Raw genomic sequence first — 13,563 nt, 5'->3', positions numbered from 1 at the left:
TTTCAAGTAATTTTATTTTTTACAAATATCATATAAAAATCTATAATAAAAAACGCACTTGTCTTCAAGTTATTGTATTAAATTTGTCAACTATAAATAATTTTAAATAGTTAAGATGAATATCAAAAAATATATTCCCAATATACTAACGCTTCTCAACTTATTTTGTGGTTGTATAGCTATTGTTTTTACTGCAGGCAGAAATTTCGAGATTGCTTTTTGGATGGTAGCTTTAGGTATTTTTTTTGATTTTTTTGATGGTTTTTTTGCTAGAAAATTTGGTGTTGCTGGACCATTAGGAGTGCAACTTGATTCATTGGCAGATATGGTTACAAGTGGTGTTGTGCCTGGATTAGCTGTTTTTCAAATGTTGGCACATTATTTTGTCTTTAGTAACTCAAATTTTAAATTTATTGCTTTTTTAGGTTTTAGTATTACTCTTGGCGCATGCTATCGTTTGGCTAAATTTAATATAGACACACGACAATCAGACTCATTTATAGGTTTACCAACACCAGCCAATACTCTGTTTATAATGAGTTTACCATTAATTAACCACTCATTTTTATTACCAATTATTCAAAACCAATGGTTCTTAATCACAATTTCGTTTATCAGTGCATATATTATGAATGCTGAAATTCCTTTATTTTCTCTTAAAATTAAAAACTTTAGTTTCCAAAAATACAAACTGCAAATTGGATTTTTGATTGCTTCAATCGCGATGCTTGTAACTTTACAATTTCTTGCAATTCCTTTGATAATTATTACTTATGTATTATTATCGGTTGCTAATAATTTAATGGTTAAGAATTAATTTTTAGATGATTTAAAATTATTAATGGCAAAAACCACCAGAAAAAATCCAATTCGCAAACGAACACCTAAAAAGAAAAGTGGTTTTATTTTAGCTAAAATTATTTTTGTTTTAGTAGCAGTCTTTGAATTATCCTTTGTAGTTTACCATTAGTATCGTCCCATCAAAAAATCGCTTAAACAAGAAAAAAATTTCATCAAAAATGTAAAACTCAAAAAAGGCGATTTTCCACCAGTTTTAGATATTGAAAAATTACAATAAAACCAATACTATATTTAGGCGAAAAAATAGTATGAAGATTTTCTTAAAAGAAGAATTTGAGGATTATACATTTTGGATTGCTAATTATATTTTTTGGGTGGAAGGGATTAAGGATGATTGGCAATTTTGGCAGTTTACAGAAAAGCTGAAATCAATGGTGTTTCCCAAAATGTTGATATAAATATTTATAATGGTTCGTTAAAAAATTTGTTTTATTTGACAATTTCAAAATAAAGAATTACTTTTGTTTAACTTATTTTTAAAAAAGATGAACAATATAAAATCTGTTTTTAGTATCAAAGACCTCGAAAACCTTTCAGGCATTAAGGCGCATACTATCCGTATATGGGAAAAAAGGTATGACGTATTAAAGCCAATGCGAACAGATACCAATATCCGTTTGTACGATACTGATAATCTTCAGAAACTTTTGAATATAACTTTGCTTCATAATTATGGTTATAAAATCTCAACCATTTCAAAATATTCTGATGAAAAAATTCCGGAGTTAGTAAGAGAAATTATCAATAAGAAAAGTGCAAAACATCATGCTATTAGCGAGTTTAAAATGGCAATGATGAACTTTGATCAGGTTCAATTTACCCTAACTTATGATAAATTATTATCTGAAAAATCATTTGCGGATGTTTTTTACGAAGTTTTTATTCCGTTAATGACCGAGTTAGGATTGTTGTGGCAATCAAATACAATATCACCTGCTCACGAACATTTTATTACCTATCTAATTAAACAAAAAATAATTGCCAATACCGAAAAAAATCAATACCTTGAACCGACTAAAACGAATAGGGTTTTTGTTCTTTATTTGCCTGATAACGAAATACATGAGCTGGGTTTGTTATATTTGAATTATGAAATAATTTCCAATGGTTACAAATCAATATATTTAGGTGAGAGTGTTCCAGTTGGCAGTTTAAAGGATGTTTGCAAGAATTTTGATAATATAACATTTATTGCTTACACCACTGTAAAACCAGAAGCTGAGGAGATTGATGAGTATGTTACTCAAATGGAAAATGAAGTTTTAAACGAGAATGCTGAAGTTTGGTTTATTGGAAGAATGGTTGAAAATATTTCTGAAAATAAACTTTCTAACAGAATAAGAAAATTTGAAACCATAAGCTCTTTAGTAAACGAATTATAAAAAAAAGTAAATGCAACAAGCAAAAAAAATAGCAATTATTGGTTCTGGTTTTTCTTCGTTAGCAGCTTCGTGTTATCTTGCCAAGGCCGGTTTTGATGTAACTGTTTACGAAAAAAACGCCACGGTCGGTGGAAGAGCTCGTCAACTCAAAGGCAACGGATTTACTTTTGATATTGGGCCAACTTGGTATTGGATGCCAGATGTTTTTGAAAAATTTTTCACTGATTTTAACAAAAAGCCTTCTGATTATTATACTCTGGAAAAACTATCACCTGCTTATAAAGTATTTTTTGGCGAAAATAATTCGATTGATATTGCCGATAATCTAAACGATATTATAACCACCTTTGAATCAATCGAAAAAGGTAGCGGAAAAAAACTAGAAAAATTTATTTCTGAAGCCAAAACCAATTATGATATTGCTATAAAAGAATTAGTTTATCGTCCAGGTGATTCAATAATCGAATTGGTAACATTAGAAACTGCAAAAAGAGTATCACAGTTTTTCTCAACCATCAGCAGAACCGTTAAATCAAAATTCAATGATTATCGTTTGCAACAAATATTAGAATTTCCAGTTTTGTTTTTGGGAGCAAAACCATCCAATACCCCTGGTTTTTATAATTTTATGAATTATGCCGATTTTGGTCTAGGAACTTGGCATCCAAAAGGCGGAATGTACAAAGTGGTTGAAGCAATGGAGACTCTAGCTATTGAACTTGGCGTAAAATTTCAAACCAATGCTAATGTCGAAAAAATTATAACATCTAACAACAAAGCAACAGGTTTGGTGGTAAATGGGGAAAAAATTGATTCTGGTGTAGTTTTGAGCGGTGCCGATTACCATTTTACCGAGACTTTGTTAGACAGTTCACAACGTCAATATTCTGAAAACTATTGGAGCAAAAAAACTTTTGCGCCTTCATCGTTACTTTTTTATGTTGGTTTTGACAAAAAAATTGAAAATGTAAATCATCATACGTTATTTTTTGATGCCGCTTTTGAGCAACATGCCAAAGAAATTTATGATACCAAAAAATGGCCTGAAAATCCACTTTTTTACGCAAGTTTTCCATCAATAACAGATGACTCTTTTGCGCCAAATGGAAGTGAAGCTGCAACTTTCCTAATTCCGTTGGCAACAGATTTGGAAGATACACCAGCACTTAGAGAAAAGTATTTTGATATGATTATTGATCGATTTGAAAAATTAACCAAGCAATCTGTTAGAAAAAATATTATCTTTAAAGATTCGTTTTGTGTAAATGATTTTAAAGAACAATATAATTCATATGGTGGAAATGCTTACGGATTGGCGAATATATTAACCCAAACGGCTTTTTTAAGACCAAAAATTGAAAGTAAAAAAGTTGAAAATCTCTACTTTACAGGACAATTAACTGTTCCTGGTCCTGGAGTTCCGCCTGCATTAATTTCAGGAAAAATTGCTAGTGATAAAATAATTAAAGCGTACAAAATATAAAATCGATTTTAACAACAAGTTTTTGAAATAAAACACTCATAATTATAAAGCGATACCATATGTTACTGCTTAAAAATAAAATATAAACATATGAAAAGTTTATTTGACAAATCATCATTAGATTGTAGCAAGAGAATTACTAAAAATTATAGCACTTCTTTTTCATTGGCTATAAAAATGCTTTCGCCAAAAATTCAGGATGATATTTATGCCATTTATGGTTTTGTGCGTTGTGCAGACGAAATTGTAGATAGTTTCGAAGGATATGATCAAGAAGAATTATTGTCGGAGTTTATTATTGAATTTCATAAAGCCTACGATAGAAAAATAAGTTTAAACCCTGTATTAAATGCCTTTCAAGAAGTAGTGCGTCGTTTTGACATGATGGATTTAGTAATTCCATTTCTTAAAAGTATGCGAATGGATTTACACAAAACCGAATATCTAACAAAATCAGAATATGAAGAATATATTTTTGGTTCGGCTGATGTTGTAGGTTTAATGTGTTTACTAGTTTTTGTTGAAGGTGATAGAAATAGATATAATGAATTGAAAAGCAGCGCAATGAAATTGGGTTCTGCATTTCAAAAAGTCAATTTTTTACGAGATTTGAAACACGATTGTGAAACTTTAGGAAGAGTTTATTTTCCAAATATTGACGTAAAGAATTTGTCACATGATTGCAAAATAAAATTAGTTGCCGAAATCGAAGCTGATTTTAAAGATGCGTTAATTGGTATTGAAATATTGCCAAAAAGTGCTAAATTTGGAGTTTATACGGCCTACAAATATTATAGAAATTTGTTGAATAAAATTGCAAAGACTGAACCCGAAGAAATTTTGAACAAAAGAATTCGCATTGATGATTTTAGTAAATTATTTATAGTGAGTAAATCGTATATTAGATACCAACTTAACATGACTTTATAATGGAAATTTTACTTTTTATTGGAATAACATTGCTCACTTTTTTAACAATGGAAGGTGTCACTTGGTGTACACATAAGTTTGTTATGCATGGCTTTTTGTGGTATTTACATGCCGATCATCATCAACCGAAATACCAAGGTATTTTCGAAAAAAACGATGCCTTTTTTGTGATTTTTGCTGTTCCAAGTATTTTATTGTTTTACAACGGTATCAATCCAGAACTTAACTTCAAGTTTTTTATCGGATTAGGAATTTTATTCTACGGATTAGCTTATTTTATTGTACATGATATCATTATTCACCAACGATTTAAGTTGTTTACAAGAACCAAAAATAAGTATATTGTTGGTTTAAGAAAAGCTCACAAAGTACACCATAAACATTTAGGAAAAGAAGAAGGTGAATGTTTCGGAATGCTAAATGTTCCAAAAAAATATTTCAAAATCTAATAATTAATTAGTCTCAATCATTAAAATAATAAATACAAAAAATGCAATCATAGCTAGTAAAGCTAAATAACTTTTTGGATTGGCAAAATTTAGTGTAATTCCCATCCATTCGATAGATTTTGGAACAAAAATCCTATCGTCTTCTTTGTTGAAATAAAACACTTTCCATTTATAGTTTTTTGGATCTTTATGTCGATTATCTGGAGTTTGTTTCATTTTTATCTCTTTGAATTGTCCACTCAATTTTGATTTAAATATCAAAAATACAAATTTTATTTTTTGGTGTTTTGAAAAACGAAACAGAAATTTATTATAAAATATTGGTTATAAAAGTTTTTTAAGTTCGTCAGGATTTTTTTGATTGTTCCAAAACAATAGCAGCTCAATAGTTTCTTTTTTCTCTTTAATTTTTAAAATAAAGTAGTTTGTTTAGAAATTAGTAATGAATACTTACCTTCTTCAAATTTTCCAATAGTTGGATTTTCAAGAAGTCTTTTTAATTCAATTGAAACTAAATTTTCAAATTTGATGACTTCTTTTATATTCCATTTTAAAAGAATAAATTCCATTTCTTCAAAATATGAATCTTCCGCAAGAAATGTCCAGTCTAATTTATATCTCATTTTAGAAAAGGAAATCGTTCTTTCATTCTTTTCATTACTTCATCATGAGGAATTACATGTCCAGCTTCAGCCTGCTTAATAGATTTTTCCAATAATTGAACTAACACTGGATGCAATGCAGAATCATCGGTTTTTTTCTCTAAAGAATATTCTGTAGCTGGTTCTTCAACTTTATTCAAGTCTAGCTTTTTATCTTTTTTATTTGAATCTTCGCTCATGAAAAATAGTTTTGAAATTAGCTTCGCTCTGTTCGCAGTTGCTCGAGTCAAATATACAAATTTTATTTTTTGGTGTTTTGAAAAACAAAGCAAAAGTTCAATACAATTTCTCCATAGCCCCGATTGCAGTGGCACGAAGTAGAACGGAAAGCGGGAAAAAGGTAACTGATAAATCCCGAGCCATTCGCTCAAAAACAATTCGTAATTTGTTTTTAATAACCTACTTTTGCACCTCAAAATAATTGACTAATTGTCACATTGACTAATTGACACATTAAAAATGAATTACCTTTCTGTAGAAAATATATCAAAATCTTTTGGCGAGCGAACGTTGTTCAAAGACATTTCGTTTGGAATAAATAAAGATCAAAAAATTGCTTTTATTGCCAAAAATGGTTCGGGCAAAACGTGTATAATGAAGATTATTAACGGTGAAGACGAACCTGATTCTGGTCAAGTAGTGATTAGAAAGGAAATAAAAATGGCGTTTCTATCGCAAGTGCCACAATTGCAAGATGAATTAACGGTTGAAGAAAGTATTTTTGCTTCTGATAATGAGATTTTGCACATTATTGCACGTTACGAAAAAGCACTAGAAAATCCAGACGATACCGAAGCGTATCAAAAAGCTTTTGACGATATGGATAGACATAATGCTTGGGATTTTGAAACACAATTTAAGCAAATTTTATTCAAATTGAAGTTGGAAGATTTCAAGTTGAAGGTTAAAAATATGTCGGGCGGACAGAAAAAACGTCTTTCGTTAGCGATAATTTTGATTAATCGTCCCGATTTGTTGATTTTGGATGAGCCTACGAATCACCTTGATTTAGAGATGATTGAATGGTTAGAAAGTTATTTTGCCAAAGAAAATATTACGCTGTTTATGGTAACGCACGACCGTTTCTTTTTGGAACGTGTTTGTAACGAAATTATCGAGCTAGATAACGGAAAATTATATAGTTACAAAGGAAATTACTCGTATTATTTGGAGAAAAAGGAAGAACGTTTAGCTTCAGAAAATGCTAGTATTGACAAAGCTCAAAATCTTTTTGTAAAAGAATTGGCATGGATGCGAAGACAACCAAAAGCGCGAACAACTAAGTCTAAATCGCGTCAAGATGATTTTTACAAAATAAAAGAAGTTGCCGAAAGTCGCCGAAAAGAAAATAAAGTCGAACTCGAAATCAACATGGAACGGCTTGGAAGCAAGATTATTGAGTTACATAAAATTTCGAAAAAGTTTGGAGATAAAAAGATTTTAGAAAATTTCAGTTTCGATTTTCAACGTGGCGCACGCATCGGAATAATTGGTAAAAATGGAACCGGAAAATCAACTTTTTTGAACTTATTGACGCAAACAATTCCTTTAGATAGTGGAAAAGTGGTTACTGGCGATACCATAAAAATTGGTTATTACACTCAAAGCGGAATTAACCCAAAACCTGGACAACGTGTTATTGATATCATAAAAGAATATGGTGAATATATTCCGTTGATGAAAGGAAAATTGATTTCGGCTTCGCAATTGTTAGAACGTTTTCTTTTCGATAGTAAAAAACAATATGATTTTGTCGAAAAATTAAGCGGTGGCGAATTAAAACGTTTGTACTTATGTACGGTTTTGATTCAAAATCCGAATTTCTTAATTCTCGATGAACCAACGAATGATTTGGATATTGTAACTTTAAATGTTTTAGAAAGTTTCTTGTTAGATTTTCCAGGCTGTTTGCTTGTGGTTTCGCACGACCGTTATTTTATGGATAAAATTGTGGACGATTTATTCGTTTTTAGAGGCGACGGAATTATAGAAAATTTTCCAGGAAATTATTCCGATTTTAGAGCGTATGAAGATTCGGCTGAGCCTACAAACAAAGATGATAACAAAGAAAAAGTTAATTGGAAAACTAAAACCATTTCTTCTGGATTAGATTTTAACGAGCAAAAAGAGTTCAATAAAATAGAAAAAGAAATCAAAGATTTAGAATTTCAAAAGAAACAAATAGAACAATTATTTTCAGATGGAAAAGTTGCTGATAATGATATTGAAACTAAAGCAAACGAACTTCAAAAAGTAATTCAAATACTAGAAGAAAAAGAAGAACGCTGGTTTGAGTTGACTTCAAAAATGGAATAAAAATTAGTGTTCAGTCACAGTCGCAGTTTGCAGACTGAAAACTGTGACTGAAAACTGTGACTGAAAACTGTGACTATACTAAAATCATATCTAAACTTCCTTTACAACTCCAAAAACGAACACGGAGTGCATTCGCCATTCGTATTTTCTTTGTTGACCAACTGTTTTTATGATAAAAAAAAATATCCAGAATATGGTATTCTAAAGAATTACAGAAATTCACTTTTACTAAACAAAAACACCATCCAAGTAACCGATTTTGGTGCCGGTTCAAGAGTTTTTAAATCCAATAAAAGACAAATCTCAAAAATTGCCGCAACCGCTGGAATTTCATCAAAAAGAGCGGAATTATTATTTAGAATTGTAAATTATTTTCAGCCTGAAAACATTCTCGAAATTGGAACTTCATTAGGTTTAGCAACTTCAGCAATGTCCTTAGGAAATAAAAATTCAAAAGTTATTACATTAGAAGGTTGTCCTAATACAATTAATCAATGTCAATGGCAATTGCAAAAATTCAATATCAATAATGTTGAATGTATAAATACCGAATTTTCAAGCCATCTAAAAACCTACAACCTACAACCTACAACCTACAACCTAATCTACTTCGACGGCAACCATTCTAAAAAAGCAACTTTAGAATATTTTGAACTTTTACTGCCAACACTAACCAACGATGCCGTTTGGATTTTCGATGATATTCATTGGTCAAAAGATATGGAAGAAGCTTGGGAAATAATCAAAAATCATTCAAAAGTTAAAGTAACCATCGATACTTTTCAATGGGGAATTGTATTTTTTAGAAAAGAGCAAGAAAAAGAACATTTTGTGATAAGAACATAAAAAAAATGACAACCATCGCTGATTGCCATTTCCCTGAATTAACAATTATGTTTACTCTTTAACTTCGGCAGTTTCTCTGCTTTTTGCTCCAATTCTGTTAGCTTTAAACATCGGACCAAATTTGAATTTAATTGAAGCAATTTTGTTATTGTCTTCAGTTGTTAAACCTTCTTTTTCAACCGTGTTTTTTCTGTTATCTAACCCTTCATACATCAATTTTATTTCATCATAATCTTCTCTCGAAAAATCTCCTTTATTGTCTTTGTATGATTGAAAAAAGGTGTCGTAAACTTTCAAAATATTATCTTTATTTACCCACGCAAAACTTATGTCTTCTCCAATTTTTCCAGCTCCAAATAATTGATCTCTTAATAATTGACTTGCACTTGGTTTTGCTGCTGCTTTTTTAACTTCTGCTTTTGCAGTTACACTAACTTTTAATTCGTCATATTTTGTAGTCGATGAATTAATTTTTTCTTGCGATGAAGTTTTAGTTTCATTGTCAAGATTAGTTATTGCATCTGATGCCTCTAAATTTTTTCTGTCAAAATCCATCTGAATTTTATCCCAGTTAGCTTCCAATTCATCTGCATTAGCAGCTTTTAAAGAGTCAACGTAAGTTTCAAGTTCTGTAATTCTTTGATTAGCCAATTCTTTTTCTTTGTTTTTACAAGAAACTATTCCTAATAGTACCATCTAAAACAACCCAATTTTTAATACATCTTTTTCATAATTAGTAAGTTTAAATATTTGATGTAAAACTAATTACAACTCTTGGCTTATATGTTATACATTTATGTCTTAAACTTATATAATTAACATTTTTGTTTGTAACAAATTCATTTTTTTACTACTAATAGGTTATAAAAGTAAATTTTAAAAATCATGGAAACACAAAGCTTTTTAAAATCAAAAACGTTCAAGTTCTTAATTCCATTTACAGTAATTTTAGGGATTATTGTATTAATCAAATTTGGCTATCATTTAGGTCAATGGTTATTTCATGCTATTAATTAAACTTTCTTTCGTAATTTTATAAGCTAAAATCGTAATCAGCAATTTTCAATGGCAAATCCACTCATAAACATTACCAATATCAAAAGAGATTTCGTTTTAGGAAGCGAAACCATATACGTTCTCAAAGGAATTGATTTGCAAATAAACAAAGGCGAATATGTCGCACTTATGGGACCATCAGGTTCAGGAAAATCAACATTAATGAACATTTTAGGTTGTCTCGACACACCAACTTCTGGAACTTATATTCTAAACGGAAAAGATGTCAGCAAAATGCAAGACGACGATTTGGCCGAAATCCGTAACAAAGAAATAGGATTTGTTTTTCAAACATTCAATCTTTTGCCACGAACAACTGCACTCGATAATGTTGCATTGCCTATGATTTATGCAGGTTATTCCAAATCAGAAAGAAATATCCGCGCAACCGAAGTGCTCAAACAAGTCGGACTAGACGACCGTATGGATCACCAACCCAACCAACTTTCGGGCGGACAACGCCAGCGTGTTGCAGTTGCAAGAGCTTTGGTCAACAAACCATCTATCATTCTAGCCGACGAACCAACAGGAAATCTTGACAGTAAAACTTCAGTCGAAATCATGAAACTTTTTGGCGATATTCACGCCAACGGAAACACTGTAATCTTAGTAACTCACGAAGAAGACATCGCCAAATACGCCCACAGAGTAATCCGTTTACGAGACGGAATTATCGAAAGTGATAATCCAAACAAAGAACATCTATAGTTTTTTTGAAGCGAATGGTTCGGGCTTTATCTGTTATGGTAATTCCTGCTCTCGTCAGTCGCTTTATCTCGTTTTGAGAACGAGACAAGAGCTCCAACAATGACGAGATCAGGGCTAGTAGACAATCCATTTGAATTTTTGTTACCTTTGAAAAAAGATTTCAGTTTAAAAATAAACTCATAAACTTCTAAACTAAAAAATGAAAGTATATACCAAAACCGGCGATACAGGAACAACCGCTCTTTTCGGAGGAACAAGAGTACCAAAACACCATATCAGAATAGAAAGCTACGGAACCGTTGACGAATTAAATTCACATATCGGATTAATTCGCGACCAAGATGTTAATCCCATCTATAAAAATGTTTTAGTAGAAGTACAAGACCGACTTTTTACAGTTGGAGCCATTCTTGCAACGCCACCTGAAAAAGAAACGCTAAAAAGCGGCGAAAAACGTTTGCAAAATCTAGGAATTATAGAAACCGATATTGAATTTTTAGAAAATCAAATCGATACAATGGAAGAATCACTTCCACCAATGACACATTTTGTACTTCCAGGCGGACATACAACTGTGTCATATTGTCATATTGCGAGATGTGTGTGCCGTCGAGCCGAGCGTTTATCCGTGCATCTTAATGACATAGAACCTACAAATGAAATGGTAATTAAGTACCTAAACCGACTTTCTGACTACCTTTTTGTATTGGCACGAAAGTTGTCTTACGACCTAAAAGCTGATGAAGTTCAGTGGATACCAAGAAAGTAGCTAGTAGCAGTTTTAGCCAGCATTTACTGCTCACTTAGACTGAAAACTGAAAACTAAAAAACACGTTCTTAATTTTAATCGTAAAATAAATCATTTTTTACTTGACTTTTTCAGTAATAAATTTATTTTTGCATAAATTATAAAATCGAAAGCAGATGTATTGGACATTAGAATTAGCATCTTATTTAAGTGATGCACCGTGGCCTGCAACCAAAGATGAACTTATAGACTACGCTATTAGAGCAGGTGCTCCTTTAGAAGTTGTTGAAAACCTTCAATCTATAGAAGACGAAGGCGAAATATATGAATCAATGGAAGAAATTTGGCCAGATTATCCAACTGACGAAGATTATCTTTGGAATGAGGATGAATATTAACAAAAAATAAACAAACACAACATTGAAAAGTCTCTCAAGAGGCTTTTTTTTATTAATTTTGTACACCTTTTATCAAAACGAACCTTTTTTCGTTAGATAAATTACTATTAACAATTTTCTAGTTACTAATCACTAGTTACTAATTACTAAAAAAATGAGTTTCATAAATAGCATACTAAAGGTTTTTGTGGGCGATAAGTCACAAAAAGATGTAAAAGCACTACAAGGAAATATTACTAAAGTTAAATCGTTTGAAACGGCTTTAGCTGCATTGTCTAATGACGAACTAAGAGCTAAAACGCAGTATTTCAAAGATAAAATCAAACAAGCGCGTTCTGAAAAAGACAACAAGATTGAAGCTCTTAAACTTGAAGTAGAACAAATAGAAGACATCGACAAAAGAGAAGATATCTACGCATCAATCGATTCTTTAGAAAAAGATGCCTACGAAATTTCAGAAAAAACTTTAAATGAAATTCTACCTGAAGCATTTGCTGTTGTAAAAGAAACCGCAAGACGTTTCAAAGAAAATACAACTATTAGAGTAAAAGCAACTCCTAGAGATAGAGAATTTTCTACAACTAAAACCTATGTTGAATTGGAGGGCGATGATGCAATCTGGGCAAATACATGGAATGCTGCTGGAAAAAAAATCACATGGGACATGATTCACTATGATGTTCAGTTAATTGGAGGTATGGTTTTACACGGTGGAAAAATTTCCGAAATGCAGACAGGTGAAGGTAAAACCTTAGTGGCAACTTTGCCATTATACCTTAACGCGCTAACAGGAAACGGTGTGCACTTGGTAACAGTAAATGATTACTTAGCAAAACGTGACAGCGCATGGAAAGCACCATTATTCGAATTTCACGGTTTAACAGTTGATTGTATAGATAATCATTCGCCAAATACAGCCGAACGTAAAAAAGCTTACGACTCTGATATTACTTACGGAACCAATAATGAGTTTGGTTTTGATTACTTAAGGGATAACATGGCACATTCACCATCAGAATTGGTGCAAAGAAAACACAATTTCGCTATTGTCGATGAGGTCGATTCTGTATTGATTGATGATGCAAGAACACCTTTGATTATTTCTGGACCAGTGCCTCAAGGTGATCGTCACGAATTCAATGAATTAAAGCCAAAAATTGAATATTTAGTAAGTCTTCAAAAAAATATCGCCAACGGATTTTTGACAGAGGCCAAACGATTTATCAAAGAAGGAAATACCAAAGACGGTGGTTTCAACCTTTTGAGAGCTTATAGAAGTATGCCAAAAAATAAAGCTTTGATTAAATTTTTGAGTGAAGAAGGAATCAAGCAATTACTTCAAAAAACAGAAAACCAATATATGCAAGACAATAATCGCGATATGCACCTTGTTGACGAAGCGTTATATTTTGTTATAGAAGAAAAAAATAACCAAGTTGAATTAACAGATAATGGTATCAAATATCTTTCAGGTGATACCGATTCAACCTTTTTCTTGCTTCCAGATATCGGTTCTGAAATTGCTCGTATCGAAAAAATGAACCTTGAAAAAGATGCCGAAGCCGAAGAAAAAGAAAAATTATTTCAAGATTTTGCCGTAAAAAGTGAGCGTATTCACACTTTAACACAATTATTAAAAGCCTATACACTTTTTGAAAAAGATGTGGAGTATGTAATTATGGACGATAAAATTCTTATTGTCGATGAGCAAACAGGTCGTATCA

Annotated in this window: 17 protein-coding genes and 1 pseudogene; 14 read left to right on the top strand and 4 right to left on the bottom strand. The window is 31.5% G+C overall.

The genetic code is table 11. The features are described 5' to 3' along the window. Positions 1-115 precede the first annotated feature (115 nt). The 7 genes from ACIQ66_RS04945 (at position 116) to ACIQ66_RS04915 (ending at position 5,105) form a co-directional block, all read left to right on the top strand. Positions 116-817, top strand: coding sequence for a CDP-alcohol phosphatidyltransferase family protein (locus ACIQ66_RS04945; RefSeq protein ID WP_396211695.1), 702 nt, complete (start codon positions 116-118; stop codon positions 815-817). A 24-nt stretch (positions 818-841) separates the two neighbouring features. After that, a complete protein-coding gene (locus tag ACIQ66_RS04940) occupies positions 842-970 on the top strand; it encodes a hypothetical protein (RefSeq protein WP_396211694.1) in 129 nt (42 codons plus the stop codon). 139 nt (positions 971-1,109) lie between these two features. Further along, positions 1,110-1,259 (top strand): hypothetical protein, encoded by a 150-nt coding sequence (locus tag ACIQ66_RS04935; RefSeq protein ID WP_396211693.1) that lies wholly within the window; start codon positions 1,110-1,112, stop codon positions 1,257-1,259. Between the two features lie 87 nt (positions 1,260-1,346). Beyond that, positions 1,347-2,243, top strand: coding sequence for a MerR family transcriptional regulator (locus ACIQ66_RS04930; RefSeq protein WP_396211692.1), 897 nt, complete (start codon positions 1,347-1,349; stop codon positions 2,241-2,243). Positions 2,244-2,253: 10 nt separating this feature from the next. After that, on the top strand, positions 2,254-3,726 hold the full coding sequence (locus ACIQ66_RS04925; protein WP_396211691.1) for a phytoene desaturase family protein: 1,473 nt from the start codon (positions 2,254-2,256) through the stop codon (positions 3,724-3,726). Between the two features lie 90 nt (positions 3,727-3,816). Then, on the top strand, positions 3,817-4,656 hold the full coding sequence (locus ACIQ66_RS04920) for a phytoene/squalene synthase family protein (protein WP_396211690.1): 840 nt from the start codon (positions 3,817-3,819) through the stop codon (positions 4,654-4,656). Next, positions 4,656-5,105, top strand: coding sequence for a carotene hydroxylase (locus ACIQ66_RS04915; protein WP_396211689.1), 450 nt, complete (start codon positions 4,656-4,658; stop codon positions 5,103-5,105). The genes ACIQ66_RS04920 and ACIQ66_RS04915 overlap by 1 nt, the downstream gene beginning before the upstream one ends. Before the next feature lie 3 nt (positions 5,106-5,108). Here ACIQ66_RS04915 and ACIQ66_RS04910 read toward each other — a convergent pair whose 3' ends face one another. The 3 genes from ACIQ66_RS04910 to ACIQ66_RS04900 form a co-directional block, all read right to left on the bottom strand. Further along, the gene (locus ACIQ66_RS04910; protein WP_396211688.1) at positions 5,109-5,321 is read right to left on the bottom strand and encodes a DUF5808 domain-containing protein; all 213 of its coding nucleotides are present in this window, start codon (positions 5,319-5,321) and stop codon (positions 5,109-5,111) included. A gap of 194 nt (positions 5,322-5,515) precedes the next feature. Next, positions 5,516-5,728 (bottom strand): hypothetical protein, encoded by a 213-nt coding sequence (locus tag ACIQ66_RS04905; protein ID WP_396211687.1) that lies wholly within the window; start codon positions 5,726-5,728, stop codon positions 5,516-5,518. Further along, positions 5,725-5,946 (bottom strand): hypothetical protein, encoded by a 222-nt coding sequence (locus tag ACIQ66_RS04900; RefSeq protein WP_396211686.1) that lies wholly within the window; start codon positions 5,944-5,946, stop codon positions 5,725-5,727. The genes ACIQ66_RS04905 and ACIQ66_RS04900 overlap by 4 nt, the downstream gene beginning before the upstream one ends. A gap of 280 nt (positions 5,947-6,226) precedes the next feature. Here ACIQ66_RS04900 and ACIQ66_RS04895 point away from each other — a divergent pair, with 280 nt between their 5' ends. Together ACIQ66_RS04895 and ACIQ66_RS04890 are read left to right on the top strand one after the other, a co-directional pair. After that, entirely contained in the window at positions 6,227-8,083 is a 1,857-nt protein-coding gene (locus tag ACIQ66_RS04895) for an ABC-F family ATP-binding cassette domain-containing protein (RefSeq protein ID WP_396211685.1), read from the top strand. Between the two features lie 69 nt (positions 8,084-8,152). Next, positions 8,153-8,929 carry an O-methyltransferase gene (locus ACIQ66_RS04890; protein ID WP_396211684.1) on the top strand — a complete coding sequence of 259 codons (777 nt, stop codon included), beginning with the start codon at positions 8,153-8,155 and terminating at the stop codon, positions 8,927-8,929. Positions 8,930-8,980: 51 nt separating this feature from the next. Here the strand turns inward: ACIQ66_RS04890 and ACIQ66_RS04885 are convergent, their stop codons facing one another. Then, the gene (locus ACIQ66_RS04885; protein WP_396211683.1) at positions 8,981-9,625 is read right to left on the bottom strand and encodes a hypothetical protein; all 645 of its coding nucleotides are present in this window, start codon (positions 9,623-9,625) and stop codon (positions 8,981-8,983) included. Between the two features lie 189 nt (positions 9,626-9,814). Here ACIQ66_RS04885 and ACIQ66_RS04880 point away from each other — a divergent pair, with 189 nt between their 5' ends. From ACIQ66_RS04880 to secA, 5 genes and pseudogenes are all read left to right on the top strand, one after another. Beyond that, positions 9,815-9,946: a hypothetical protein gene (locus tag ACIQ66_RS04880; protein ID WP_396211682.1), complete on the top strand. Its 132-nt coding sequence runs from the start codon at positions 9,815-9,817 to the stop codon at positions 9,944-9,946. A 48-nt stretch (positions 9,947-9,994) separates the two neighbouring features. Further along, the gene (locus ACIQ66_RS04875) at positions 9,995-10,693 is read left to right on the top strand and encodes an ABC transporter ATP-binding protein (RefSeq protein ID WP_396211681.1); all 699 of its coding nucleotides are present in this window, start codon (positions 9,995-9,997) and stop codon (positions 10,691-10,693) included. A 199-nt stretch (positions 10,694-10,892) separates the two neighbouring features. Further along, entirely contained in the window at positions 10,893-11,462 is a 570-nt protein-coding gene (locus tag ACIQ66_RS04870) for a cob(I)yrinic acid a,c-diamide adenosyltransferase (RefSeq protein WP_396211680.1), read from the top strand. Positions 11,463-11,617: 155 nt separating this feature from the next. Next, complete coding sequence (locus ACIQ66_RS04865) at positions 11,618-11,839, top strand: DUF2795 domain-containing protein (RefSeq protein ID WP_022828503.1); 222 nt, start codon at positions 11,618-11,620, stop codon at positions 11,837-11,839. A gap of 154 nt (positions 11,840-11,993) precedes the next feature. After that, a pseudogene (secA, locus tag ACIQ66_RS04860) lies at positions 11,994-13,563 on the top strand (preprotein translocase subunit SecA); the annotation flags it as partial.

The organism is Flavobacterium sp. (assembly GCF_044377315.1).
In the GTDB taxonomy this organism is placed as follows: domain Bacteria; phylum Bacteroidota; class Bacteroidia; order Flavobacteriales; family Flavobacteriaceae; genus Flavobacterium.
This window is presented reverse-complemented; position numbering and strand designations above follow the sequence as displayed.

What these genes read in the sequence shown, in the direction of transcription:
- ACIQ66_RS04945 (WP_396211695.1), top strand. Translation starts at nt 116, where the DNA reads ATGAATATCAAAAAATATATTCCCAATATACTAACGCTTCTCAACTTA.
- ACIQ66_RS04865 (WP_022828503.1), top strand. Translation starts at nt 11,618, where the DNA reads ATGTATTGGACATTAGAATTAGCATCTTATTTAAGTGATGCACCGTGG.
- ACIQ66_RS04925 (WP_396211691.1), top strand. Translation starts at nt 2,254, where the DNA reads ATGCAACAAGCAAAAAAAATAGCAATTATTGGTTCTGGTTTTTCTTCG.
- ACIQ66_RS04935 (WP_396211693.1), top strand. Translation starts at nt 1,110, where the DNA reads ATGAAGATTTTCTTAAAAGAAGAATTTGAGGATTATACATTTTGGATT.
- ACIQ66_RS04875 (WP_396211681.1), top strand. Translation starts at nt 9,995, where the DNA reads ATGGCAAATCCACTCATAAACATTACCAATATCAAAAGAGATTTCGTT.
- ACIQ66_RS04915 (WP_396211689.1), top strand. Translation starts at nt 4,656, where the DNA reads ATGGAAATTTTACTTTTTATTGGAATAACATTGCTCACTTTTTTAACA.
- ACIQ66_RS04885 (WP_396211683.1), bottom strand. Translation starts at nt 9,625, where the DNA reads ATGGTACTATTAGGAATAGTTTCTTGTAAAAACAAAGAAAAAGAATTG.
- ACIQ66_RS04930 (WP_396211692.1), top strand. Translation starts at nt 1,347, where the DNA reads ATGAACAATATAAAATCTGTTTTTAGTATCAAAGACCTCGAAAACCTT.
- ACIQ66_RS04895 (WP_396211685.1), top strand. Translation starts at nt 6,227, where the DNA reads ATGAATTACCTTTCTGTAGAAAATATATCAAAATCTTTTGGCGAGCGA.
- ACIQ66_RS04880 (WP_396211682.1), top strand. Translation starts at nt 9,815, where the DNA reads ATGGAAACACAAAGCTTTTTAAAATCAAAAACGTTCAAGTTCTTAATT.
- ACIQ66_RS04905 (WP_396211687.1), bottom strand. Translation starts at nt 5,728, where the DNA reads ATGAGATATAAATTAGACTGGACATTTCTTGCGGAAGATTCATATTTT.
- ACIQ66_RS04900 (WP_396211686.1), bottom strand. Translation starts at nt 5,946, where the DNA reads ATGAGCGAAGATTCAAATAAAAAAGATAAAAAGCTAGACTTGAATAAA.
- ACIQ66_RS04870 (WP_396211680.1), top strand. Translation starts at nt 10,893, where the DNA reads ATGAAAGTATATACCAAAACCGGCGATACAGGAACAACCGCTCTTTTC.
- ACIQ66_RS04920 (WP_396211690.1), top strand. Translation starts at nt 3,817, where the DNA reads ATGAAAAGTTTATTTGACAAATCATCATTAGATTGTAGCAAGAGAATT.
- ACIQ66_RS04910 (WP_396211688.1), bottom strand. Translation starts at nt 5,321, where the DNA reads ATGAAACAAACTCCAGATAATCGACATAAAGATCCAAAAAACTATAAA.
- ACIQ66_RS04940 (WP_396211694.1), top strand. Translation starts at nt 842, where the DNA reads ATGGCAAAAACCACCAGAAAAAATCCAATTCGCAAACGAACACCTAAA.